The sequence below is a fragment of the Nitrospirillum iridis genome (assembly GCF_014205765.1).
Classification (GTDB): Bacteria; Pseudomonadota; Alphaproteobacteria; order Azospirillales; family Azospirillaceae; genus Nitrospirillum; species Nitrospirillum iridis.
Genome location: NZ_JACIIZ010000007.1, coordinates 127,306 through 151,333, shown reverse-complemented (window position 1 = coordinate 151,333; position 24,028 = coordinate 127,306). Strand labels below are relative to the sequence as shown.

Sequence of the window (24,028 nt, the reverse complement as noted above, 5' to 3'; positions counted from 1 at the left end):
TTCATGAGAGGGTGGCCAGGCGTTCCTGGACGCGGGCGGCGATCTGGCCGGGCAGTAGGCCGGCTTGGCCCAGCAGATATTCCTGGGAACCATAGCCGGTGGGGTAGGCGTCAGGCAGTCCCAGGCGCAGCAACGGCTTCAGCACGCCGGCATCGGCCAGCACATCGGCCACGGCCGAACCCAAGCCGCCGATGAGGGTGTGCTCCTCGACGCTGACCAGCAGAGGGGTGGCGACCGCGGCCGCCAGGATGGCGTCACGGTCCAGCGGCTTCACCGTGGGTAAATGCAGCAGCCCGGCAGACAATCCCGCCTCGGCCAGCAGGTCGGCGGCCTTCAGCGTCTGCCCCGTCTGCGCCCCGGTGGAGATCAGCACCACGTCCCGGCCGGAGCGCAGGGGGACGGCCTTGCCAAAGGCGAAGTCGGGCACATGCCCGGTCACCACCGGCTCGTTACCCTTGCCCACGCGGATGTAGAGGGGGCCGCGCAAATCCAGGGAAACGCCCATCATGCGGATCATTTCCGTTTCATCGGCGGGCGCCACCACGCTCATATTCGGCAAGGCGCGAACGATGGCCAGATCCTCGGTGGCCAGATGGGTGGGCCCCAAAGGCGCGTACACCATGCCGCCGCCGTTGGAGATCAGGCGTACGGGCAAGTTGTGCAGGCACAGGTCAATAGCCAGCTGCTCGTAACAGCGGCGGGTGAGGAATGTCGCGATGGTGTTGACGTAGGGGATATAGCCGTCCATGGCCAAACCGGCGGCCATGCCGATGATGTTGGCTTCGCTGACGCCTTCCATGAAGAATCGGTCTGGAAATTCCCGGCGCATGCCGTCCAGTACACCAGGGCCGAGGTCCGAGCCGATGAAAACCACACGACTGTCCCGGCGGGCCAGCTCATGCACCATGTCGAGGGCTTGCTGCCGCATCAGATCGTCTCCAGCGCCGCGCGCATCTTGCCGGCCAGTTCGGCCTTGAACGAGGCCTTGTGATGCCAGGTGGCATCGTTCTCACAGAAGGAAATGCCCTTGCCCTTGACTGTGTGGCAGATGATGGCCGTGGGCTTGTCGCCATCGGCGGGAAGGCCGGCGAACACCTCGCGCAAGGCCTGTACGTCATGGCCATCAACCTCGCGTACGGCACAGCCGAAAGCCGCGAACTTCACGGGTAGGGGACCAAGGTCCATGACCTCCTCCACCCGGCCGTAGGACTGCATCTTGTTGCTGTCCACCATCACCACCAGATTGGACAGCTTGTGCTTAGCGGCGCACATCAACCCTTCCCAGACGGACCCCTCGTTCAGTTCGCCGTCGCCCAACACGACGAACACACGGCTGGGGCGCTTCTGCATGCGGGCGGCCAGGGCCATGCCAATGCCGATGTTCAGGCCGTGCCCCAGGGCACCGGTCGAGGCCTCCACCCCCGGGATGTGGGTTTCAGGATGGCCGCCCAGCAGAGCGCCCGCCTTGCATTGGCGCAGCAGTTCCTCCTTGGGGAAGAAGCCCTTGTCCGCCAGCAGAACGTAAAGCCCAAGGCAACCGTGGCCCTTGGATAGAATGAAGCGATCGCGGTCGGTCCAATCCGGCTGGTCCGGGCGGACTCGCAAGACGTCGTCATAAAGGACCCGCACGATCTCCACCAGCGACAGGGCGGATCCCACGTGGCCCCGCCCGCCGCCCTCCAGCGCATCAATGATGAGGCCCCGCAAATAGCGCGAGCGTTCGTCCAGTACCGTCATGGTTCGTTCCCGACAAGGGCCCCGGTTTGGGCAATCCAATCCTCAAGCGACAAATCCCGCCGCAGAGCATTATGCAGGTGGCATGCCAGACGCACCCGGTCCAGCAGCTTTTCCGCCTTGGCCAATTGCCGGGCCTTGGCGGCGTCCCAATCGTCGGCATGGCCAGCCAATTGGCGACGGCGCCAGCGATCCGGCCGGAATTCGTTAAGGACGATAAGGACCCAGTTCAGGCCGTGCAGGGGATAGACCTGCATCAGCCTCTCGGCAAAATCGACCTGCCCGCCGCCGTACAGGGCAAGCATGTCCGCGGCAAATCGGTACCGCTGGTCGGCCCTCAGGACCTGGCCGGCGTGCCAGAGGAAATCGCTGGCCGCCTTCGCCGGATCATCCCAACCGAAATACTCGAAATCCAAGAAAGTCAGGCTGCCGTCGTCCCGGCGCAGGGCGTTATGGAAGCCGAAGTCCGAAGGGGACAGCACCAAGGCCGCCGCCGGCAAGGGCTCCAGCGCCGACGGCCCCAGCGCCTCCGCCAGCGGGCCGACCAACGTACGAACCTGCTCCAAAAGGCCGGCCAAGGCCGGTTCCCGGGCAGCGATAGGCTCCAGCGCCGACACCCGGGCGGCCAGGCGATGCAGGATGTCAGCGGTGGCGAGGCACGGTTCAACGGCGGGGCCGATGTCGCCACCGGCCAGACCCGCCTGCAACAGATCAGCCAGCAAGGCCGTCACCCGAGCAACGTCGGCCAGACCATGGTCGGTCACTGGCATCCCGTCCACCCATTCATACAGCGCCGCCCCCGCTGTCGGATCCGCGACCATCGCCCGGGGCAGCAAGCCCGGCCGCACCCTTTCGGCCAAAAAAGTCAGGGCCGTGTACTCATGCCTTAGGCGGTCGCGTGTATCCTCCGCCAGTGTGGGGTAAAGCTTCAGGGCCAAAGGCCCATCCGCCGTATCCACCCGATAAACGCGATTATTGCCGCCGCCGCGGCAGGGCGTCAGGCTCTGGACGGGGCCACCCGCCAAGCGCGACGCCAAGTTCGTCAGGGCGTCAACGTCCAATGACGGCATCGGCAACCTCCCGCCAATGGCCGACACCGCGCCATGGCCCCGCCGGCGCCGGCGCCCCGCCGGTGAACAGCACGGCCGGCACGTCGCGCGGATAATCCGGGTCGTTGAACACTTCCTCCAGGTCATCGACGAAGCAGCGGCAGCCCAGACGCCGGACCATACCAACCTTTTCCGTGCGGCTGTCCGCGAAATGCACCTGATCTTCCGTGAGCGGGCTGCGCCCGTTGTCAAACAAGCCCTGATGGCGCATCCAGCCGAGTGCGGCCTGCCGCAAATCGACACCGCCAGGATCCGCTGCGGCGTAACGGGTTTTATGGCTGATCACGACCAGAGGCATGGCGCGTTCATGGCAAAGGGCAAGAAAATCCCAGAACCCGGGGAAGGGGGTAGCCCGGTCGATTTGCTGGCCGTAAGCGGCCGCCTGCAACCGCTGCCATTTCCTTTCCCCGTCCTCCAACGCGCGCACGGCATTGCGCACGGCGATCTTAGCTTCGGTAAATCCCGATGGCAGGAAGCCGTACTCGATTCCCAAGTTGGCCAGAACGGAGTCGTAACAGATGATGGTGTTATCGAAATCCAACCCGATAGGACCGGTTCCAGGCCTCATATCCGCATCGCCCTGCATGTCATGACCGGTCCCTTGCTGGCCCTAACGCCATTCCTTTTAGTCCAGACCTTTGCAACATTTCCATAAAACAATGCCTTGATGGCAAAGCCGGAAACCTCATGGCCGGGCGGCACCGCCTGACGATATGGATCGTCTTGTTCCCGATGCGCGCGGGAAAGATCGCCAAACCCGCCCAGACGGAACGCCCCCACTGCGGATGTGGCAACTTTCAGCTCCCGGCACCCGCGACGACCTGACCGCCGGCGGGGTGCTCCGGCCGTGGCGGCATCAGGCGGGCGGCGAAGTAGGCCAGTTCCAGGGCGGGGCCCCGGGCGCGGGCGGCATCGTCCAGGCCGCGCGTGCCATGGCCGCCCTCATCGCTCTCGTAGAACAACACGGGCTTGCCCAGCGCCTCCATCCGCGCGGCGAACTTGCGGGCATGGCCGGGGCCCACGCGGTCGTCGTGCGTGGCCGTCATGATCAGGGTTTCCGGGTAGGTGCGGGTGGGGTCCAGCCGCTGGTAGGGGGAGATGCTGGCCAGGAAGGCCCTCTCCTCCGGCACGGCGACACTGCCGTATTCCGCCACCCAGGAGGCGCCGGCGGCGATGGCCTCATACCGCAGCATGTCCAGCAGCGGCACCTTGATGGCGACAGCCCCCCACAGGTCGGGATGCTGGGTCAGCGCGACGCCCATCAGCAGCCCCCCATTCGACCCGCCGCTGATGCCCAGGCGCGCCGGCCGCGTCACCTGGCGCTGGATCAGGTCGCGCGCCACGGCGGTGAAGTCGTCGAAGGACTTCTGCCGATGGGTCTTCAGCGCGGCGTCATGCCAGGCGGGGCCGAATTCTCCGCCGCCCCGGATGTTGGCCACGACATAGACGCCGCCCCGGTCCAGCCACAGCTTGCCGATGGTGGCGGAATATGTCGGCAGGCGCGACAGGTTGAAACCGCCATAGGCCGTCAGCAGGGTGGGGTTGTCGCCGTTGAGATCCACGTCCTTGCGGTGCACGATGAAATAGGGGATCGCGGTGCCGTCGCTGGAAACCGCCTGCCACTGGTCCACCGTGTAGGGGCTGGCGTCGAATCCGGGGCTACCGGCCTTGGTCAGGGTGGCGCCCCCGGTGTCGAGATCCACGGACCAGAGCGACTGGGGCGCCAGGAAACTGGCCACCGTCACCGTGATCTGGTCCTTTTCCTCGCTGCTGGTCTTGATGCTGATGGCCGACATGTCGGGCAGGTCGACACGGATTGTCTTCCAGGCGCCGCCCATACGGGTCAGGACGGTCAGGCGGCCGCGCACATTCTCGTCACTGGTCACCACCAGGTGCGACTTGGCCTTCACCAGGTTGGTCACGGCCTCGCGCGGGCCCGGCAAATAGACGGCGGCGGCCTTCAGCCGGGCGGGGTCGCGGCGGGCGTCGTCAAGGTCCACCGAAACGTAGGCGCCGGCCGGGAAGGTGCGGCCATCCGCCGTCTGCCAGTCCTGCCCCAGCTTGACCACCAGCTGGCCGTTGGCCAGCACCGCCAGTTCCGAAAGGGGCGGCAGGCCCAGCTTCAGGGTGCGACGCCCCTCGACCAGATAGTGTTCGGTGGTGAAATAGCTGGGCCGGCGCACCAGCACGATGGCGCGGTGCCCCTGGCGGTCGCGGAAGATGGCGGGGCTGACGGAGGTGTCGGTGACCCGACCGCGGAAGATCTCATGCGCGTCCTCCAGCCGCTGACCGCGCTGCACCACCTTGACCACGTAGGGATAGCCGGACCGGGTCAGCGCCGCCTCGCCGGCATCCCAGCCCCGAGCCACCAGCAGGGTGTCATGGTCCAGCCAGACCACCGTCTGCTTGGCATAGGGCAGGTGGAAGCCGCCGGGCACGTACGCCTTGGCGACGGGGTCGTACTCCCGCACCTCCACCGCGTCCTCGCCCGTGCGGGAGAGGGAGACGAGGCAGGTACGGCCATAGACCACCGGGTCGGCGCCGACCGGCGGGGGCGGCGCGTCGGGATCCACCGTGCCGAAGCAATTGGAACCGGCGTAGACATGCCGCACGCCATCGATGGTGGTGACGCCCGGATCCTTGCCGTCGACCGCCCCGCCGGACGGCAGGATGCCGGGCCCGCCGTCCTCCGTCGCCGCCTCATGGGCCAGGGTTGTGGCCGTGGCGGTGAAATCGGCCAGCGGCGCCTCCTGCGCCAGTTGCGTCAGCGTTCGCTGGTTCTGCCGGTCAACCCAGGCCAGGGCATCCGGCGAATCCGGAACCTCCAGCCAGGCATAGGGATCGGTATAGGCCGAGGACAGGCCCGACAGGGGCGGGGCCGGATCGGCATGGGGGGTTTGCGCGCACGCCGCCAGCGACAGCGCCAGAAGAAGGACGGGAAAGGCGCGGGATGGAACGGACGGCGGCATGGGACGCGACAGCCTCGGCGGATCGGGGGCCGCCGCCCGGGCACCAGCGTCGGGCCGGCGTCCAGGGAAACGGCGGAACGGAGGCGGGTAACACCAGCCTCCGTTTCCACGTTGATCCCTAATCCTTGAGTTTCCGTAAAAGGTAGGTGAACTCCAGCGCCTGCCGCCGGGCGGTTTCCTTCAGGTTGGCGCTGGCCGCATGACCGCCTTCGGTGTTCTCGTAATAAAGGTAGGGCAGGCCCATTTCCTTCATCTTGGCCGCCATCTTGCGGGCATGACCCGGGTTCACCCGGTCATCCTTGGCCGAGGTGACGAACAAGGGTTCCGGATACGTCACCCCCGCCTTGAGATTATGGTAGGGCGAGATGCCGGCCAGGAAGGCCCGTTCCTCCGGCACCGCGGGATCGCCATATTCCCCCATCCAGGACGCGCCGGCGCCGATGACGGGGAAGCGCAGCATGTCCAGCAGCGGCACCTGAATGACGACGGCGCGCCACAGTTCGGGATGCTGGGTGAACTGCACCCCCATCAGCAGGCCGCCGTTGGAACCGCCCTCGATGCCCAGCCGCCGCGTGCTGGTCAGCTTGGTCGCCATCAGGTCCCGGGCCACCGCCACGAAGTCGTCGTAGATCACCTGGCGCTTGGTCTTCAGGCCGGCGTCATGCCAGGCGGGGCCGAATTCGCCCCCACCGCGAATATTGGCCAGGACGTAGGCGCCACCCCGCGCCAGCCACAGCTTGCCGGTGGCGCCCAGGTAGCGGGGCAGCATCGGCACCTCGAACCCGCCATAGGCGTACAGCAAGGTCGGGGTGCTGCCGTCGAACGGCACGTCACGGGGGCGGACGATGAAGTAGGGGACACGGGTGCCGTCGCTGGACACCGCCTCGCGCTGTTCCACCACCGCCTTGGACGCGTCGAACTGCGCCGGCGTGGATTTCAGCTTTTCCACGGCGCCAGTGTTGGTGTCGACCAGCGACAGGGTCAACGGATCCAGGAAGCCCGCCACCGTGACGAAGGCGCGGTCATGGTCGCGGTCGGTGCCGGTGACGGTGAGATTGGAATTGTCCGGCAGTTGCAGCAGGGCGCGGCGCCAGCCGCCGTCGGCGTCACGGTCGGCGACGTAGACCCGGCCCTTCACATTGTCGGTCAGGCTGATCAGCACGTGGTGCCGGGTGAAGTCCAGCCCGGTGAGGCCCTCACGCGAGGTGGGGGCGTACACCACCACGGGATGGGCGTGCCGCGGGTCGGCGGTGATCGCCGCCAGATCCAGCGCCACGACGGAGCCCTGGGCGACGGTGGTGCCGCCGGCGGACCAGTCCTCCTTGACCTCGACGATCAGCTGGCCATCGTGAATCCCATGGATTTGGGACTTCTGGGGCAAATCCAGCCGCTGGGGCTGTCCGCCCACCAGCAGATACGTCTCCGACTGGAAGAAGCTGAGGTTGCGGACGATGATGGTGGCCTGGTGACCCTGGGTGTCGCGCAGGGTTTCGGCCCCCACGCTCATGTCCGTCGGGTCGCCCTTGAACACCAGCCGCGCCTGGTCCAGCGGCTGGCCGCGCTTCAGCGCCTTCACGACCAGCGGATAGCCCGAGGCGCTCATCGTGTCGGGCCCCCATTCGCGGGCCACCAGCAGGGTATCGGTGTCGGCCCAGGCGACGGACTGCTTGCCCCGGGGCAGGGTGAAGCCGCCGGGCACGAAGGCCCGCGTCTTCATGTCGAACTCGCGCAGGGTGACCGCGTCCTCCCCCCCATTGGACAGGTGCACCACGCAGTGGCGACGGGTTTCCTCGTCGCAGTCGGTGCCCTTGAACACCCATTTCACACCCTCGGCCTTCGCCAGGGCGTCCACGTCCAGCACGATTTGCCAATCAGGCTTTTCGGTGCGGAAGCTGGCCAGGGTGGTGGTGCGCCACAGACCCTGCACATGGTCGGCGTCCTGCCAGAAATTATAGATCGCCTCGCCCCGGAAGCTGACACCCGGCACCCGGTCCTTGCTTTCGGCGATGGCCGTGGCCTCCGCCAGCAAGGCGGGATAGCGCGGGTCGGCCTGCAGCACGGCGGTGGACCGATCGGTCTCCGCCTTGGCCCAGGCCAGCGCGTCGGCGTTGTTCATATCCTCCATCCACGCCCGGCTGTCTTCCGGGATGCCGGTCGCGGGAACGCTTCCGGGCGGCGTGGCGGGCGAGGAATCGGCGAAGGCGGCGGTCGCCCCCAGCAGCAGGCCGGGCGACAGCAGAAGGGCGCTGATCGTGTGTTTCATGAACCCCATCCGGTAGGGCGCGGCCGCCCCACTGCCCCGGGGTCGGCGCCACCCATCTCTGTTGCCCCTAGTAGTGGGTCAGGACGGCGCCGGATGCAATATATCTGGTTATCGTTGATGGGCCTGGAACGCTCAGCCCTCCTCAGGCCCCCTCATCCGCCGTGGCGTCGGCCAGGGCGCCGTCCGCCGTCTTGCGGAAGATGGACGGCGTACCGACATAGAGCAGCAGCGCCTCGCGATTGGAGGTGTTGCGCACGCTGTGATGCTGCAGGCTGTCGAAATGCAGGTTGTCGCCGGGCCCCAGCTTGGCCTTGGTCTTGCCAACCACGCCGGTGATCTCCCCCCGCACCACGTAGAGGAAGTCTTCCCCCTTGCGTTGGTCGGTGGGGAAGGCATGGCCGGGCGGCACCCGCATCAGCACGATGTCCAGCTTGCGGTCATCCAGGTTCGACGCCAGGTCGATATAGTCGACAGGGCTGTCAACCTCGATACGCTTGGGCTTGGCCGCGCGGTGGACGATGGCGCCGCCGTCCGGCACCTCCATGAAATAGGTGAGGTCCACCGTCAGGGCGTCGGCCAGCGCCAGCAACGACATCAGGGATGGCACGCTGAGATCGCGTTCCGCCTGGCTGATGAAAGGCGCCGACAGGCCCGAGCGCTGGGCCACCTGCTGCAGCGTCAGGCCCAGGGCCTTGCGCCGCGCGCGGATTCTCTCGCCCATGGGCATCTGCCGACGGCGGTCGGTTGACGTGACGATGTGCATGGAAAGCCCCCCTGCGCCCCGGACCGCCTTTGCCCACCCAGTTCGCCCTGGGGGCCGCGGTTCCGGCTTTATCTATACTTGCCCCTCCCTGTAATGCGCCGGCGTCCGTTGGTAAAGCCGACAACCCCCGTCGCCACCGCATAGCCGCGACGTCCCCGCCGGGACCGCTCAAAATTATTTGGTTATCAAAAAATGTTGGCGTTGCCCGTCGCAGGGGTGGCCTTACGTGTCCTTGAAGGCCACCCGGACGTTGCCCCAGATGCGGCCGCGCACACGGATGGGCGCGTCAACCTCCTTCAGGCGGATGATGACGCCACCGCCCATGTCGCGGGGATAGGACTGGACCAGGAAGTCGCCCGTGTTGCGGCCGGCGGCCAGGCCGGCGCGGTCGTTGAACAGGCGGCGGTTGCGGCTGTTGGCCATGTTCCAGGTATAGTCGCCCGGACGCTGCGGCTGTGACACCCGCTTCATATGGGTGGGCAGATAGCCGGAGGGCACCACGGCGGCGCAGAACTGGATGCGCGGGTCGCCCGCCGCCACCGGCTCCTGGATGTCGGGGAACAGCCGGTCGGTCACGTCGGTGTAGGCGGCCATGTACTGCTGCGGGTCGGTGCCGGTGATGGGCTCCAGATCGGTGGAGAACAGGGCGGTTTCGGTGATCTCCCCCCGTTGCAGCGCCCCTTCCAGGGCCTGCGCCATGCGACCGGCGGCGCCCAGCGCCACGTCGATGAACCCGCGATGCCGTTCGAGCGCCGCGTCCAGCGCCGCGGTCAGCCGTCCCTGGGCCTGCTGGTCGACATGGATGAAACAAAGATGCAGGCCCAGTTCGCTGGTGCCGGCCACCACGGCGGACAACCGGCCCACCCCGTCCACGGACACCGCGACCTCCTGCTGGTCCGCCAGGGGGGGCAAGCCGTCCACCGTCACCAGGGCGCCGCGCACGGACAGGTCCTGCACCCGGCCGGGATAGGGGCGGCCGCCCACCTCCACCGTCGCCGGCACCTCGCACGGCACGCGGTCGGCGGCGCGGCGGTCGCCGGCCAACGACTGGCGCAGCGCGATGGTCATGCGCCGCTTCAGGTCGTTGACGGCGCCCTGGGTTTCGCCCACGCGCAAATCCAGGGTGGCGGCGATGGTCGCGATTTCATCCGACTGGCTGCGGATACTGCCCACGCTGTGCGACACCTGCCGCGCAGCACCGGCGGATTCCGAGGCGCTGCGCCCGATTTCCGCGTTGGCAGCGGATTGCTGCTCCACCGCCGCGGCGGTGGCGGACGACGCCTCATTGATCTCGCTGATGACGGTGATGACGGCCCGGATGGCCTCCACGCTGGCGGCCACCGCCCCGCGCAGGCCCGACACGTGGGAGCCGATGTCGTCCGTGGCCTTCTGTGTCTGGCCGGACAGCGACTTCACCTCATGCGCCACGACGGCGAAGCCCTTGCCGGCATCCCCGGCGCGTGCCGCCTCGATGGTGGCGTTCAAGGCCAGCAGGTTGGTCTGGCCCGCGATACTGGCGATCAGATCGGTGACGCTGCCGATCTGCCGCGTCGCCTCCTCCATCCGCTCGATGGCGCCGGCGGCCTGGCGGGCGCTGTCCACCGCGCGACGGGCCACGTCGCTGGATCGGGCGGCCTGGCGGGCGATCTCATCCCCGGCCGCGCCCAGCTCCTCCGTCGCCGCCGCCACATTGCCGGCGTTGCCGCTGGCCTGTTCGGCCGCGGCCGAGACGGCCACCGTGTTCTCGCGCACCACGGCCACCGCCTGTTTCAACTGGACGACGCCGTCCACCGCCCGGTGGCTGCCCTGTTCCACCCCCTTCCAGGTGGCGTTGAGATCAGCCTCGATGGCGCGGCAGGTTTCCAACAGCGCCAGGCGCGCATCCTCGCGCGTGTGTTCCATCAGTTCGACCCGTTCATCCGCGCCAAAGGCCAGGCGCGCGCGCAGCCCGCGCAGGGTGGCGGTCGCGGCCTGGAACTCCGCCACCGGGTCGGGCGGCATGGCATGGCCGAACTCGCCCGCCGCCACCGCGGCGAAGTGCCCCTCCAACCGCCCCAGGGCCTGGCGCAGGGTGCCCATGATGATCTGGCCCCCCACCACCGACACCGTCAGCGACACCAGGACGATGGCGGCGTTGGCCCATAGCCAGACGGCGCTCTCGGCGCCAGTGTCGCCCAAGCCCATGAAGCGGAGGCCGCCCGCCAGCAGGGTACAGGCGATCATCGCGCCCATGGTCAGGATCATGCGGCCCCGCACGCTGGCGGCAAAGCGCCGCAACCGGGGGCCCGTTCCGGTGACGAGGACGGTGCCCCCCTGGAGCACGCCCCGGCCCGCACGCAGGGAGGCGTACAGCATTTCGGCCGCGCGCACCTCGTCACGGCTGGGTTTGCTTCGGATGGAGACGAAGCCGGTGACCCGCCCGCCCTCGATCAGCGGCGTCACGTTGGCGCGCACCCAGTAATGGTCACCCGACTTGGTCCGGTTCTTGACCAGGCCGTCCCAAGGCCGGCCTGCCCGGATGGTGGCCCACAGGTCGGCGAACGCCGCCTTGGGCATATCGGGATGGCGGACGAGGTTATGGGGCGCGCCCAGCAATTCCTCATGGCTGTAGCCGCTGACGCGGACGAAGGCGCGGTTGGCGTAGGTGATACGGCCCGATGTGTCGGTGCGGGAGACCAGAAGCTCATCCCCGCGCAGGTCGACTTCACGGTTGGTCACGGGACCCGTGTCGCGCATTCTTGGTACCTCCCCAGCCGTTTTTTTCCAGCCGTTTTTTTGGGCCGCTTCCTGGCCGCCGCCGATTCGGGGCTTCCCAGCCCGATGTCCAGCCGCGCCTCAGATAGGTTAACCCGCCGTAAAGCCTTTCGCCGCATAACCAAAAGTAGTGGGGACGTTCTCACCTAAGGCTATTTCCGGCCATGAGGCCCAACTGCCCTTGAGATTGAGAGTGATTCGCATTACGGTGCAGGCCTTGCCACGATAGCTGCCAGGCCCGAGATGCCCGACGATCTGCTGATCACCCCTCGCGATAGTCTGCCCCAGCCCGCCCCGCTGGAGGGGTTGAGCGCCGGGGAAAGGTTGCTGGTATGGAGTCTGCGCCACATGGCCCAACCCTACGCCGGCCACGCCGCCTCCAGCGCCGGCCGTGGCTGCCCGCTGATCCGCCACGCCTTCCTGCATGCCTGCGGCGAGGATGCGGACGAGGTCATGGCCACCTTCCGCGCCTTTCTTCTGTTGTACGGCCGCTCGGCCCGGCAGCGGCCCCAGGTGGGCTGCCCAGGCTGTCAGGATTTGACGACGGATGAACGCCAACTGCTACGCCTGCTGGCCCTGGCCCAGCCATCCACCGACCCCACAACCTCCGCCCGCCTTTATGCCCTGACGGAACATCTGATGCGGCCGGGCAGCACAGAGGGCGTGCTGGTGGCATCGCGCGCCATGGCCAGCGCGCTGGGCGCCCACGGCCTGTCCTTGCCGCTGCGGCCCATGGGAATGCACCGCGCACGCCCCATCGGCCGTTACGACGCCTGATCCCCTGCCCGTCAGGTGACCGACGGAGAGGGGGGCGCCACCCCCTCCGGCACGTCGGGGGAGGGTTCATCGATTCCCGCCACGCCGGGGGCGTGATCACCGTCGCGATGGAGAAGGCGCTGGCCCAGGGTTTGGGATCGGGACAGGGCCAGCAGGCGCTTCCGGATATCGATGGCGCTCAAGTCGCGGGCATGGATGACCATGGGCCTCCCCTTTCGTCGCGTGCGGGAAGCGGTCAGGCCTGCTCAATGGCCTGGGCCGCCTGGTCCAGGGCCTGGGCGATGGCCCGGGCCTGCTCGTCCGTCAGGGTCCCGCCGCGCAGGCGCAGACGCAGCGCCATTTTCAGGTTTTCCATGGCGCGCACAACGGGGGCGGGCGGCACCCAACCACGTTGGGCGCTGACCTTGTCCAGACGGGCCTTGATGCCCTCCAGCACTAGGCGGTTCTCACTGAGGAAGGCGGCGCCGCTGTCGGTCAGGGTGTAGAGCTTCTTGCCCCCCTCCCCCGCCGAGACGACGGTGTGGCCCATCTCCTCCAGCAAGGTCAGCGTCGGGTAGACGACGCCGGGGCTGGGGCTGTAGCCGCCGCCCACCTTTTCCTCGATGGCCTTGATGATCTCATAGCCGTAGCGCGGCTTTTCCTGGATCAGATCCAGGAACAGGAAGCGCAGGTCGCCATTTTCGAAGACCCGCGCGGGCCCACCCCGGCCACCCCGGCCACCACCGAAGGCATCGCCCTCGCCGCGTCCCCACCGGTCGCCGTGCGCCCCCCAGGCGCCCCAGAATCCGCCGTCGCCATCGCGGCCACGGGCATGGCGCCGACCGCCCTCGTGGTGCTTGAAACCATGATGTTTGAAAAAGTGCATGATGCTCTCTCGTCTGTTATTCGATATATCTTGCATTAAGATATATCTCGATCCACTCGTGAGTCAATGCCCGGATGTCACATTTTTTCCCAGGTCATTGACGGCCGACGGCCCAGCCCCGGATAGTCAGGACTCGGAAGAAGGACACGCCCCGCCATGCCTGAGATGCCCGCCCCCCCGCACAACCCCATGAGCCTGGCCGGCCGGTCATTGCTGGTCACCGGCGCCTCCGCCGGAATCGGCCAAGCCACCGCCGTCCTGCTGTCGCGCCTGGGCGCCCGCGTCACCCTGAACGGCCGGGACGAGGGGCGGCTGGCCGACACCTTGTCGCGTTTGACCGGGGAGGGTCACCGCATCGCCCCCTTCGACATGGGCGATCTCGACGCCATCCCCGGCTGGATGAAGGAGCAGGCGGCCCTGTCCGGGCCCTTTCACGGGGTGGCGCACTGCGCCGGCATTCAGACGCTGCGTCCCATCCGCATCTTTTCCCAGGATTTCTTCGACCAGGTGATGCGGATCAACCTGGGATCCTGCCTGGCGCTGGCCAAGGGGCTGCGACAGAGGGGCGTGCATGCCGAGCGGTCGGCCATGGTCTTCATCTCCTCCACCGCCGCCACCGCCGCCTCGCCCGCCAACATCGTCTATGCCGCGGCCAAGGGCGGCATCATCGCCGCCACCAAGGGTCTGTCAGCCGAACTGCTGCCCGACGGCATCCGCGTGAACTGCGTGGTGCCCTCCATCGTCATGACGGACCTGATCGAGCGTGGGTTCGAGAAGCTGAGCCAGGAACAGATCGACCATCTGCAGCGGCTGCAGCCCTTGGGCTTCGGCCATGTCGACGACGTGGCCCACGCCATCGCCTATCTGCTGGCCGACACCGGCCGCTGGATCACCGGCACGGCCCTGACCGTCGATGGGGGGCGTACGGCGTGACGAGAGCCACCCACCCTGGGATCGTCCCCCCCTGGGTCGCCTTGGGGCCGGCCTCATCCGTGGCTTCCCATGGCGACTATCTGACGGGGCGCGCCCCGGATGAAGGCGGAGCCGTCATCCCGGTGGTCGTGCAGAATTTCCAGGGCGTGCTGAAGGCCTTCCGCAACGTCTGTTCCCACCGCTACGCCCTGATCCACGACCAGCCTTGCGGGCGCGGGCTGCTGCGCTGCGCCTACCATGGCTGGGTATATGACGCGGCCGGCGTGCCCATCGGCATCCCCTTCGACGACAGTGATTTCCACCTGGACGGCGCCGCACGCCAGCGCCTGGCGCTGACGCCCGTGGGCCTGGCCCTGGCCGGGGGCCAGGTGTGGGTGAACGCGGACGCGGACGCCATCTTCGCGGGGGATGCATGATGGGGGAGATGCTGCCCGCGGCCTGGTTCGCCGAGCCCGCCCGCTTCACCCAGGAACTGGCGGCGTTGCGCCGGCAATGGCTGTACGTCGGCACGGTGTTCGACGCCCCGCTGGCACGTACGGTTCTGGGTACGCCCATCGCCCTGGCGGCGGATCTGACGGCCACGGACGACGAGGGCCGCCGGGTGGAGACGGCGACCTGCGGCGCCTTCGTCTTCGCCCGGCTGACGGCGCCCCCCGACGGCGGCCCTCGCCTGGTGGATCACCTGGGGCCGGTGGCGGATCATCTGGCCCGGTTATCAGGGCAATGCGACCAAGCGATCGCGGCCGATGACCTGGACTTCGCCGCCAACTGGAAGGTCCTGGTGGAAAACACCATGGACGATTTCCATGGCTCCACCGTTCATCCCACCACCATCCATCCCGCCGTCCATGCCGACTGGCAGACCCATCTGGCGACCACCCGCTTCGGTCGACACAGTCTGTCCAGTTGGCTGCTGTCCGACGAGACGGAGACATGGTGGCGGCGCATCGACGCGAAGGCCGGCCTGCGCCGGGTGACCAACCATGCGCGCTACGACCACTGCTTCGTCTTTCCCAACCTGTACGTCGCCAGCTTTTACGGCGCCATGGTCGTGGTCCACACGGTGGAGCCGCTGGCGGTGGACCGCAGCCGCCTGGACTGGCGGTTGTTCCTGCCGGTGACGGCGCCCGAACGCCCGGCCGTGTCCGCCTTTCGCCGGTCACTGTCCACCGTGATCGCGGCGTCCGCCCGCGCGGTCATCCTGGAAGACCGGCCCCTGTGCGAACGGGTGCAGCGGGCGCGCGGCGCGGCGCTGGGTCCTGGCATCCTGGGCCGGCGGGAGCGGCGCATCGCCGATTTCCACCACGCCTGGGCCCGCGCCTTGGGTTTGGACACCCCACCCCCGCCGGCGGACGCACCGTATGAGGAGGGCCCACCCGTGGGCATGAGGACATGGGTCTGAGCTATCGCCGGCCGACCGAGGATGACGCCCGCCTGCTGCTGGACTGGCGCCTCAGGCCCGATATCGCCCGCCACCTGTTCACCGCGGTGGACGACGATATCGAGAAGCAGCGGGCGTGGCTGGCGCGCTGCGACAGCCGTGACGATTACCATCACCGCATCATGATGGTGGACGGGGTGCCGGTGGGCTACGCCTCCATCACCATCACCCACGCGGCCTGGGGAATCGCCACGCTGGGCGCGTATATGGCGGACCGGCGGGGCCGCACCGGCGCCGGCCCGCTGAACTTCACCCATGCCCTGAACCATGTTTTCTACGCGCTGGGGCTGCGCAAGGTGGTCAACCAGATCATGGCGGACAACGAGCGCGTCCTGCGCGGCCAGGTCCTGCTGGGCTATCGCCATGTCGGCGTGCTGAAAGACCATGCCGTAAAGGAAGGTCAGGCATACGATGTCCACCTGTTTGAGATGTCGGCGGCGGAATGGGCGGCCAAGCGACTGAAATTCAAGGAATACGCTGATTGGGACGGGCGGAGCTGGCCCCCATCATAAAGAGTGGGCCGCACCGCCAGCCCGATTGGTTAACATTCGTGCAAGGAACAGACAGGCCGTTAAACGTTCCCAGGGGCTGGCCCCAATGACCATGACCGATTGCACCCTTCCCGAGACAGCGCCCCGCCGCGTGGCGCTGTTCGCCCATTTCGACCGCGACGGCCAGATCGACGATCATGTCCTCTATTACCTGCGCAGCCTGCGCGAGGTGGCGGAGCGCATCCTGTTCGTGTCGGACGGAGCCTTGATGGACGGCCAGGCGGACCGGCTGGGCGGGCTGGCGGAGCTGGTGCACGCCGGCCGCCACGGCGCCTATGATTTCGGCAGCTGGAAGCTGGCCCTGGAGGCCCTGGGCGCCGACATCGCGCTCTATGACGAGATCATCATCGCCAACGACAGCTGTTACGGCGGCGTGTTTCCCTTCGCCCCCGTGTTCGACAAGATGGCGAGCGAGGAGTGCGACTTCTGGGGTCTGACCGACGGCCTGGTGGATGGTGGCACCCGCTACTTGACCAGCAATTTCCTGGTGTTCCGCCGGGCCGTGGCCGCCCACCCCGCGTTCGCGGCGTTCTGGGACGGGGTGACGCGACAGCCCGACAAGGCCGCCGTCTGCCGACAGTATGAGATCGGCCTCAGCCAACGGCTGATGGCGGCGGGGTTTCGTCCCGGCCGCTACCTGCCCCAGGCCTTCGTGGCCAAGGAGCTTTACTCCGACGTCTACTTCGATGAATGCTTGGAGGCCCACGGCCTGCCGCTGGTGAAGGTGGCGGTGTTCCATCGCAACCAGGAACGGGTGGCCCGGCTGCGGCAGCGGCTGGACCGCATGGCCCGCTACTATCCCGTGGCCCTGATCGAGGCGCACGTCGCCCGCCTGTGCGGCGTCGCCCACCCGCCGTTCCACGACCTGCCCTGGCGGCAGGAGCGGACGCGCCTGGCCTCCCTGCCCGGCACGTATGTCCGCACCAAATACAGCCGGGACCTGCGCTGGTGGCTGTGTTACGTCCGCGTCCTGGGCGTGCCGGTGTTCGCCGCCGCCCGCCGTGTGCCGGCGGGGGCCTGACGGGCGGCGACCCGTCGGGCCCCCGTTTGGTCAGGCGGCTTTTATACCTGACAGGAAACGCTCGACCTCCGTTTTCAACGCACCGGACTGGTCCCCCAGGGCGCGGGCCGCCGACAGCACCTGGACGGCTGCGGCACCGGTTTCCCCGGCGTCACTGGTGACCCGGGCGATGTTGGCCGACACCTCTTCGGTACCCTGGGCCGCCTGGGTGACATTACGGGCTATTTCCGATGTCGTGGCATTCTGCTCTTCGACGGCGGCGGAAATGGTGGCGGAGATGCCGTTGACCTCATCGATGGTGCCACTGATGCCCCGGATTGCCGTCACCACGGCCGCCGTCGCCGCCTGCATCTCTTCGATCTGCCGGCTGATGTCCTCGGTGGCCCGCGCCGTCTGGCTGGCCAAGCCCTTGACCTCCCCAGCCACGACGGCGAAGCCCTTGCCGGCTTCGCCCGCCCGGGCGGCCTCGATCGTGGCGTTGAGCGCCAGCAAGTTGGTCTGACCAGCGATGGACTGGATCAGTTCCACCACCCGCTCGATGCGCTGCGCCGCTTCCGCCAGGCTCTGCACCATGCTGTTGGAGCGGGCGGCATTTTCGGCGGCGGCGGCGGCCACCATGCTGGATCGCGCCGCCTGGCGGCTGATCTCCTGGATCGACCCGGTCATCTCTTCCGCCGCCGAGGCGACGGTTTGCACGTTGGCGGACGTCTGCTCCGCCGCCGCCGCTGTCGCGGCGGCCTGGGCCTTGGTTCGGTCGGCCACCCCCGCCATGCCCTGGGCCGTGGCATCCAACTGGCTGGCGGCTCCGCTGACCGCCGCCAGGATACCGGCGATGGCGCCGTCGAAGTCACCCACCATGCGGTCAACGGCATCCGCCCGGCGGCGTTTGGCCTCTTCCGCCTGGCGCTGTTCATCCGCCAGCCTATCGGCCTCGATGGCGTTACGCTTGAACACCTCCAGCGCTTTGGCCATGCCACCGATCTCGTCCCGGCGCTCCAGCCCTTCCACCACCACGGCGCGGTCACCCTGCGCCAGGCGACGCATGCGGTCCGTCATGGCGGTGATGGGGGCCGCGATGCCGGCGGACAGCAGAACGGCCGCGATCAGCGCCACGGCCACGGAAATGGCGCCGCCCACCGCCGTGGTCCAATAGGTCTGGCGGAACGCCGCAGCCTGCTCGACCTGGCGCTGGTCCATCAAAGCGCGCTCGGCCGAGACGATTTCCCCGATCTTGGCGCGAATGGCATCCATTTTCTGCCTGCCGCCGGTGACCGCTTCCAGCGTTCTCGCCTGCTCCCGCTGGTCCGCCACCTTCATTTTGGCGACCAGCCTCTCCGCGTAGTCCTGGCGCCAGGCATGGGCCAGGTTGTCGACGTCAGCCAAGCGCTGCTGCTGGGCGGCGTTGTCCGCCGTCAGGTCCCGGGCGGCTGCCATGGCGGAGCGGTAGGACTCCGCACCGTTGCGGTAGGGAGTGAGAATTCCGTCGTCGCCCACGACGAGATAGCCACGCAGGCCGGTTTCCTGGTCCACCAGGGCCGCCATCGCCGCGTCAACCGCGTCCAGCACCTTGTAGCTGTGGGTCACCCAATGGCTGCTGTCCTGGATGAAGGCGACCCGGAGGTAAGTCAGCCCGCTGACGATGAAGCCTACCAGCAGGACCAGGGAAAAGGCCGCCACCAACTTGCCGACGATACGGATATTGCTAAGCCCAGCCACATCGGTTCTCCGTTATGTTGTTGTTTTCCGGAGAGATTGTGCCAGGCCGTGGTGACACTTTGACGGGTGGGGCCAAGAGGCGATGGTGGCGATATTGACGCAGCCTGGAAAATTGGTCAGCGGCTTGTCATATCCGGCGGCGGTGGGACGTTCCAGGCTAGCCCCAACCGCAGCCGTGCCAGCATGCGGCTGAAAACGCCGGTGTCATTCAGCGCCCGGGCCAGGACCAGGGCGCCTTGGATGCCGGCCACCACCTCCTCCGCGTCCGCCTGCGCCCAGGCGGGGTCGCGGCCGGCCCGTACCAAGGCGCTCGCCAAGGCCGTCACCCACGCCGCGAAGTATCCCCGCACCTGGGCGGCGAACAGATCCCGGGCGTCACCGAGCGCGAAGACGCCGACGACGCACACCCGCCGGCCGGAACGGAAATAGGCATCGGTCGCTTGGAACATGGCCTCGACCGCCGCGAGCCCATCCCCGCCGTGTTCCAGCGGCCTGAAGACATGGGCCTGGAACCAGCCGTCGATATGGGCCAGCACCGCCTCCGCCATCTCCGCCTTCCCACCGGGAAACAAATTGTACAGGCTGCCTTTGCCCAGGCCGGTACGGGCGGTGATGGTCGACAGGCTGGCGCCTTCGAAGCCATGGTCGCGAAAGATTTCCGCCAGGGCGGCGACAACCTCCTCGCGATCGGCAAGGGTCCGGGCCATGCCTTAAAGGCCCAGGTCGCTGAGGCTGGGGTGGTCGTCGGGACGGCGACCGAGGGGCCAATGGAATTTGCGCTCCGTCTCCTTGATCGGATGCTCGTTGATGCTGGCGTGGCGCGCCTGCATCAACCCATCGGCGTCGAACTCCCAATTCTCATTCCCGTGGGCGCGGAACCAGTTGCCGCTGTCGTCATGGTATTCGTACGCGAAGCGTACGGCGATGCGGTTACCGGTGTATGCCCAGATCTCCTTGATCAGGCGGTAGTCCAGTTCCTTGGCCCATTTGCGCGCCAGGAAGGCTTCGATGGCCGGGCGGCCGGTGACGAATTCCGCCCGGTTGCGCCAACGGCTGTCCACCGTATAGGCCTGCGCCACCCTGACGGGGTCGCGGCTGTTCCAGCCGTCTTCGGCGGCGCGGACCTTCTGGACGGCGGTTTCGAGGGTGAAGGGCGGCAGGGGCGGACGGGACATGAGGGGTCTCCATGGGCAATATCGTACCGATCGGTACGAACTGGACCGAACGGTACAACCCTCCAGCAGTTACGGCAAGCATTTTTTCGGCGCCCGCCCGCCGCCTCGCCCGCGACCTCGAGCTTAATGAGGTACCCCGTTTTCGGAGCTAACCAATATGGGTATGGGGACTTGGCCAATCTGACGCGACGCGCCTACATACGTTTGCAGTAGGCGCCTAGACCAACCCTCGGGGCGGGCCTGACGCGGTGCCCCTCCATAGATCGTTGGTAATAGCGGATGCGAACGAACTATCCCCATCCCCGCCAGGGACTGCGTAATGGACGAAAAACCCAAAGCGGATAAGATCCCGGAACAATTGATGGAGGCGGCGCCCAAGCTTCGCGCCATATTCCAAAGCCAGCGCACCGCCACCGCCGGCAGCCTGCACATGGTCGGCCTGGAATTGTTGAAGGAGAAGCTGGGCGCCCGCTGGCCGGCGGTCGCGGGGCGGGTCATTCAATTGACGGAGCGACTGCTCGCTCAGACCCTGGGTCCCGCTGACGCCTGGTTCCGTTACGGCGACGAACGTTTCGTCGTCGTATTCGCGCAGTTGGGCAAAACCGAGGCCGCGTTGGTCTGCGCGGGCATGGTCGAAAATCTGCAGAAGCTGCTGTTGGGCGACGGCGATACGGCGGAGATCCGTGTCCACTCGGCGGTTGATCAGGTCGACGCCCATGTCGTCTTCCAATCCAACAGTTTGAAAAACATGTTGGATGACGCCGCCACCAGCGCCACGGCGGCGACCAACACGGCGGCGGCCACCACTGTGGCGGCGCAAGCGGTCCCCCCACCCGCGCCGGAAGCGGCCGCAAGCCGCGTCATGCCCTGGATGGGCTTGGACGCCTTGGGGCCCGCGCCCTTGCAAGTTGTCTTCAGACCCGTCTGGGACCGTCCCCACCAGACGTTATCCATACATTTGGCCCGCGCCATGCGCCCCCGCCAAGGCCGCCTGCCCCTCTGGGGATATGACTGCGCGGGAGATGAGAGCGCCCAGAAAATCCTGGACCTGGACCTGGACGTGCTGTGCAAGGCGCTCGGCACCTATATGGATACCTTTTCCAACCAATGCCGCTGCTTCCTGGCCGTGCCCGTTCATTTTGAAAGCTTGGCCACCCTGGCGCGACGGTTGGAATACGTCATGGCCGTCCGTACCATTCCGACCGAATTCATGCGCTTCCTGTATTTTTATGTCGTGGGGTTGCCACACGGGGTGCCGTCGGGCCGGGCATCCGACATCATCGGCGCGTTGAAACCGTTCTGCCGTACCGTCATCGCCATGACGGAATTCAGCGGCCACGACTTGCCGGCCCTGGCGTCCGCGGGGGTGAAGATGGTCCATACCGTGCTACCGGCGGGGGGGGTGGAACGATGGGGCACGGAGATCTTCCGTTTCGCCCACGAGGCCCAGAGATTGCGGCTATCCCCGTCCATGGAAGGTTTGGACCGGATCAGCGACCAGGCCTACGCCGACGCCGCCGGGATCCCCTTCCAGATAGGAGACGCGATCGGCTATTGGTCGCCCCTTCCCCGCGCGATCCAGAGAATGACCGCCGCCGAAATGGCGGCGCGCGCCAAGGAGGAGGCTTTTGAAACCGCGCGGCAGGGATAGGGGAGGCGCCACGCAACCGTGATCGGATCGTCCGGGCGGGAGGAGCGGTCGCCTCAGACCTCCAGCGGCGGGAACCCGTCGGGCATCTCCGCCAGCGTGGGCGCCACGATGGGCCCGATCTCCGCCACCAGCGCGCCCCAGGACCAGCCGACGCCGAAACCGGCCATCAACAGCTTCTTCGGCCCATCGGCGAAGAAGTCGCCCAGCCGGTGACAGATGGCCAGCGGCACGGAAGCCGAACTGGTGTTGCCGAATTTCTCCATATCGATCAGGAAGCGCGCGGGGTCCGCGCCGATCTTCTTGCGGATGTGGTCCAGCATCATGCGGTTGGCCTGGTGCGGGACGATCATGTCGATGTCGTCCAGCGTCACGCCGGCATGCTCCATCGCGTCACGCAGCAGCGGCGGGACGGAGCGGAGCGTGAAGGTGAAGACCTCCGCCCCGTTCAGGTGCAGGCGGGCGTCGCGGTAGAGGCGCTGGTGTTCCTCCGCCGACCAGGGCTCCTCATTGGGGATCAGGCAGTCGCGCTTGCCGCCGGCCTTGACGAAGATGTGCTTGGCCCCGCTGCCGTCGGTGCCCAGGATGGCGTGAATGGGGGGGGCTTCCGGGTCCACCTCCAGCGCCGTGGCGCTGCCGGCATCGCCGAACAGGGGCAAGGTGGCGCGGTCGTCAGGGCGCAGCCAGCGGGCGGAATTGTCACCAGCCAGCACCAGGGCGCGCCGTGCCGTGCTGCCCCCCAGCAGGCGGGCCGCCATCCAGGTACCGTAGGCGAAACCGGAACAGCCCAGGGGCACGTCAAAGGCCGCCGCCGTGGTGGGCAGACCCAGGCGCCGCTGGATGACCGCCGCGGTGACGGGCAGGACATAGTCGGCGTCCTGGCTGACGAAGATCAGCAGGTCCACCGAGGCCGGGTCCCAGTCCAACTGCCGCAACAGCCCCTCGGCCGCCGCCACGCACATGTCCGACGCCATGTAGGGCCGGGGCAGCAGGCGGCGTTCCGCCACACCGATGGTGGCCTGGAGCTTCCTCGCCTCTTCCTCGGTGAACAGGCTGTGGTCCTCCAGGTAGGAATGCCGTTCCTTCGGCACCACGGCCCGGAAGCCCTTGATCCGCACGCCTTCGACGATGGCTTTCACCGCAACCCGTCCTGAGAGAAGTGACCTTGAGTGCTATACTATGGTCATTCCGGTCCCGATGCCAAAGGCCCTCTGTTGCTTAGCCCCTCCGCCACGGCCGCCCCCACCGTGCTGATCCGCGCCGACGCCACCGCGTCCATGGGCACGGGTCACGTCATGCGCTGCCTGGCGGTGGCGGAGTCCCTGGCCGAGCGGGGCGTGACCCCGCTGTTCGCGGCGGTGGATCTGCCGCCAGCCTTGGCGCGGCGGCTGGACGCGGCGGGCTTCGCCCTGACCATGCTGGAGGGTCCCGCCGGGGGCGATGAAGATGAGGCGGGCGTCGCGGCCCGGATCCGGCGGCATGACGCCCGCGCCATCATCCTGGATGGCTATCACTTCTCCGACGTCTATCGCGCCGCCCTGGCCAACCATGGCGTGCCGGTCATGGCCTTCGACGACGGGCCGGGCAGCGTGCCCCTGCACGCCCGCCTGATCGTGAACGCCGGCGCGGCGGTGGACGGCGCCGCCTATCGGGCCGCCAACCCGGATGCGGTGCTGGCCCTGGGGCCCGCGTACGCGCCCCTGCGGGCGGAGTTCCGCCGGGCGCGGGGCCTGGCCCTGCCACCATTGGACCAACGCCGGCGCCTGCTGCTGACCTTCGGCGGCACCGACCCGGCAGGCCTGACCCTGCCCTGCTTGAAGCGTCTGGCCCCCGCCCTGCCGGAAGGGGTCGGCCTGGATGTGGCGGTGGGGGGCAGCAACCCGAACACCGACTGCATCCGCACCGCCGGCGCGCGCTTCGCCAACACTCTGGTGCATGTCGAGACGCCACATATGGCCGACCTGATGCGAGACGCCGGGCTGGCCCTGTCCGCCGCCGGCGGCACCCTGGGGGAACTGGCCTGCCTGGCCGTGCCCACCCTGCTGGTGGTGGTGGCCGACAACCAGGCGAGCAGCGCCGGCGCCGTGGCCGCCAGCGGCAAAGCCCAGGTCATCGACGCCCGGGGGGCCGACAAGGCCGAGGCGGCGGCGCGCATCGTGGACGCCGCGCGGGCGCTGTGGACCGATGCCGAGGCGCGGATGACCCTGAGCCGGCGCATAGGCCAAGGCGAGGATGGCCAGATGGTGGATGGCCAGGGCGCCGCGCGCATCGCCGACATGTTGATGCACCTGTTGGCATAACCCCCTATT

At 67.8% G+C, this 24,028-nt stretch carries 22 protein-coding genes; 8 read left to right on the top strand and 14 right to left on the bottom strand.

Translation table 11 applies throughout. The features are described from left to right. Position 1: 1 nt before the first annotated feature. The 8 genes from FHS74_RS13975 to FHS74_RS13940 all read right to left on the bottom strand — a co-directional run bounded on the left by FHS74_RS13975 (position 2) and on the right by FHS74_RS13940 (position 11,574). On the bottom strand, positions 2-928 hold the full coding sequence (locus FHS74_RS13975; protein ID WP_184801500.1) for a transketolase family protein: 927 nt from the start codon (positions 926-928) through the stop codon (positions 2-4). Continuing rightward, positions 928-1,737 (bottom strand): transketolase, encoded by an 810-nt coding sequence (locus tag FHS74_RS13970; protein WP_211106298.1) that lies wholly within the window; start codon positions 1,735-1,737, stop codon positions 928-930. Before FHS74_RS13970 ends, FHS74_RS13975 begins: the two co-directional genes overlap by 1 nt. After that, complete coding sequence (locus tag FHS74_RS13965) at positions 1,734-2,804, bottom strand: phosphotransferase (protein ID WP_184801498.1); 1,071 nt, start codon at positions 2,802-2,804, stop codon at positions 1,734-1,736. Before FHS74_RS13965 ends, FHS74_RS13970 begins: the two co-directional genes overlap by 4 nt. Continuing rightward, on the bottom strand, positions 2,785-3,429 hold the full coding sequence (locus FHS74_RS13960) for an HAD family hydrolase (protein WP_184801496.1): 645 nt from the start codon (positions 3,427-3,429) through the stop codon (positions 2,785-2,787). The genes FHS74_RS13965 and FHS74_RS13960 overlap by 20 nt, the downstream gene beginning before the upstream one ends. A 211-nt stretch (positions 3,430-3,640) precedes the next feature. After that, positions 3,641-5,812 (bottom strand): prolyl oligopeptidase family serine peptidase, encoded by a 2,172-nt coding sequence (locus tag FHS74_RS13955; protein WP_184801494.1) that lies wholly within the window; start codon positions 5,810-5,812, stop codon positions 3,641-3,643. 118 nt (positions 5,813-5,930) lie between these two features. After that, a complete protein-coding gene (locus FHS74_RS13950; RefSeq protein WP_184801492.1) occupies positions 5,931-8,075 on the bottom strand; it encodes a prolyl oligopeptidase family serine peptidase in 2,145 nt (714 codons plus the stop codon). A 142-nt stretch (positions 8,076-8,217) separates the two neighbouring features. After that, positions 8,218-8,838: a helix-turn-helix domain-containing protein gene (locus tag FHS74_RS13945; protein WP_184801490.1), complete on the bottom strand. Its 621-nt coding sequence runs from the start codon at positions 8,836-8,838 to the stop codon at positions 8,218-8,220. Positions 8,839-9,060: 222 nt separating this feature from the next. Then, a complete protein-coding gene (locus FHS74_RS13940) occupies positions 9,061-11,574 on the bottom strand; it encodes a methyl-accepting chemotaxis protein (protein WP_184801488.1) in 2,514 nt (837 codons plus the stop codon). A gap of 261 nt (positions 11,575-11,835) precedes the next feature. On the opposite strand from FHS74_RS13940, the gene FHS74_RS13935 reads away from it, so the two are divergent. Further along, positions 11,836-12,369 carry a hypothetical protein gene (locus FHS74_RS13935; protein ID WP_184801486.1) on the top strand — a complete coding sequence of 178 codons (534 nt, stop codon included), beginning with the start codon at positions 11,836-11,838 and terminating at the stop codon, positions 12,367-12,369. An 11-nt stretch (positions 12,370-12,380) separates the two neighbouring features. On the opposite strand, the gene FHS74_RS13930 is transcribed toward FHS74_RS13935, so the two are convergent. Further along, entirely contained in the window at positions 12,381-12,572 is a 192-nt protein-coding gene (locus FHS74_RS13930) for a hypothetical protein (protein WP_184801484.1), read from the bottom strand. A 32-nt stretch (positions 12,573-12,604) separates the two neighbouring features. Continuing rightward, a complete protein-coding gene (locus FHS74_RS13925; RefSeq protein ID WP_184801482.1) occupies positions 12,605-13,234 on the bottom strand; it encodes a PadR family transcriptional regulator in 630 nt (209 codons plus the stop codon). Positions 13,235-13,390: 156 nt separating this feature from the next. Between FHS74_RS13925 and FHS74_RS13920 the strand changes: the two genes are divergently transcribed. The 5 genes from FHS74_RS13920 (at position 13,391) to FHS74_RS13900 (ending at position 17,180) form a co-directional block, all read left to right on the top strand. Then, positions 13,391-14,167 (top strand): SDR family NAD(P)-dependent oxidoreductase, encoded by a 777-nt coding sequence (locus tag FHS74_RS13920; protein ID WP_184801480.1) that lies wholly within the window; start codon positions 13,391-13,393, stop codon positions 14,165-14,167. After that, positions 14,164-14,583, top strand: a complete 420-nt coding sequence (locus tag FHS74_RS13915) for a Rieske 2Fe-2S domain-containing protein (protein WP_184801478.1) — start codon at positions 14,164-14,166, stop codon at positions 14,581-14,583. The genes FHS74_RS13920 and FHS74_RS13915 overlap by 4 nt, the downstream gene beginning before the upstream one ends. A gap of 8 nt (positions 14,584-14,591) precedes the next feature. Further along, the gene (locus tag FHS74_RS13910) at positions 14,592-15,569 is read left to right on the top strand and encodes an RHO alpha subunit C-terminal catalytic domain-containing protein (RefSeq protein ID WP_184801476.1); all 978 of its coding nucleotides are present in this window, start codon (positions 14,592-14,594) and stop codon (positions 15,567-15,569) included. Further along, positions 15,560-16,120, top strand: coding sequence for a GNAT family N-acetyltransferase (locus FHS74_RS13905; protein WP_184801474.1), 561 nt, complete (start codon positions 15,560-15,562; stop codon positions 16,118-16,120). The genes FHS74_RS13910 and FHS74_RS13905 overlap by 10 nt, the downstream gene beginning before the upstream one ends. A gap of 85 nt (positions 16,121-16,205) precedes the next feature. Then, positions 16,206-17,180: a rhamnan synthesis F family protein gene (locus FHS74_RS13900; protein ID WP_184801472.1), complete on the top strand. Its 975-nt coding sequence runs from the start codon at positions 16,206-16,208 to the stop codon at positions 17,178-17,180. Positions 17,181-17,210: 30 nt separating this feature from the next. On the opposite strand, the gene FHS74_RS13895 is transcribed toward FHS74_RS13900, so the two are convergent. The 3 genes from FHS74_RS13895 to FHS74_RS13885 all read right to left on the bottom strand — a co-directional run bounded on the left by FHS74_RS13895 (position 17,211) and on the right by FHS74_RS13885 (position 20,071). After that, a complete protein-coding gene (locus FHS74_RS13895; RefSeq protein WP_343066918.1) occupies positions 17,211-18,896 on the bottom strand; it encodes a methyl-accepting chemotaxis protein in 1,686 nt (561 codons plus the stop codon). Positions 18,897-19,012: 116 nt separating this feature from the next. Further along, complete coding sequence (locus FHS74_RS13890) at positions 19,013-19,603, bottom strand: TetR/AcrR family transcriptional regulator (RefSeq protein ID WP_184801470.1); 591 nt, start codon at positions 19,601-19,603, stop codon at positions 19,013-19,015. Between the two features lie 3 nt (positions 19,604-19,606). Next, on the bottom strand, positions 19,607-20,071 hold the full coding sequence (locus FHS74_RS13885; protein WP_184801468.1) for a nuclear transport factor 2 family protein: 465 nt from the start codon (positions 20,069-20,071) through the stop codon (positions 19,607-19,609). A 319-nt stretch (positions 20,072-20,390) separates the two neighbouring features. Here FHS74_RS13885 and FHS74_RS13880 point away from each other — a divergent pair, with 319 nt between their 5' ends. Further along, positions 20,391-21,722, top strand: coding sequence for a nucleotidyl cyclase domain-containing protein (locus FHS74_RS13880; protein WP_184801466.1), 1,332 nt, complete (start codon positions 20,391-20,393; stop codon positions 21,720-21,722). A 53-nt stretch (positions 21,723-21,775) separates the two neighbouring features. On the opposite strand, the gene FHS74_RS13875 is transcribed toward FHS74_RS13880, so the two are convergent. Next, complete coding sequence (locus FHS74_RS13875; RefSeq protein ID WP_184801464.1) at positions 21,776-22,858, bottom strand: 3-oxoacyl-[acyl-carrier-protein] synthase III C-terminal domain-containing protein; 1,083 nt, start codon at positions 22,856-22,858, stop codon at positions 21,776-21,778. 75 nt (positions 22,859-22,933) lie between these two features. Between FHS74_RS13875 and pseG the strand changes: the two genes are divergently transcribed. Continuing rightward, complete coding sequence (gene pseG / locus FHS74_RS13870; protein WP_184801462.1) at positions 22,934-24,019, top strand: UDP-2,4-diacetamido-2,4,6-trideoxy-beta-L-altropyranose hydrolase; 1,086 nt, start codon at positions 22,934-22,936, stop codon at positions 24,017-24,019. The last annotated feature ends 9 nt before the right edge of the window (positions 24,020-24,028 follow it).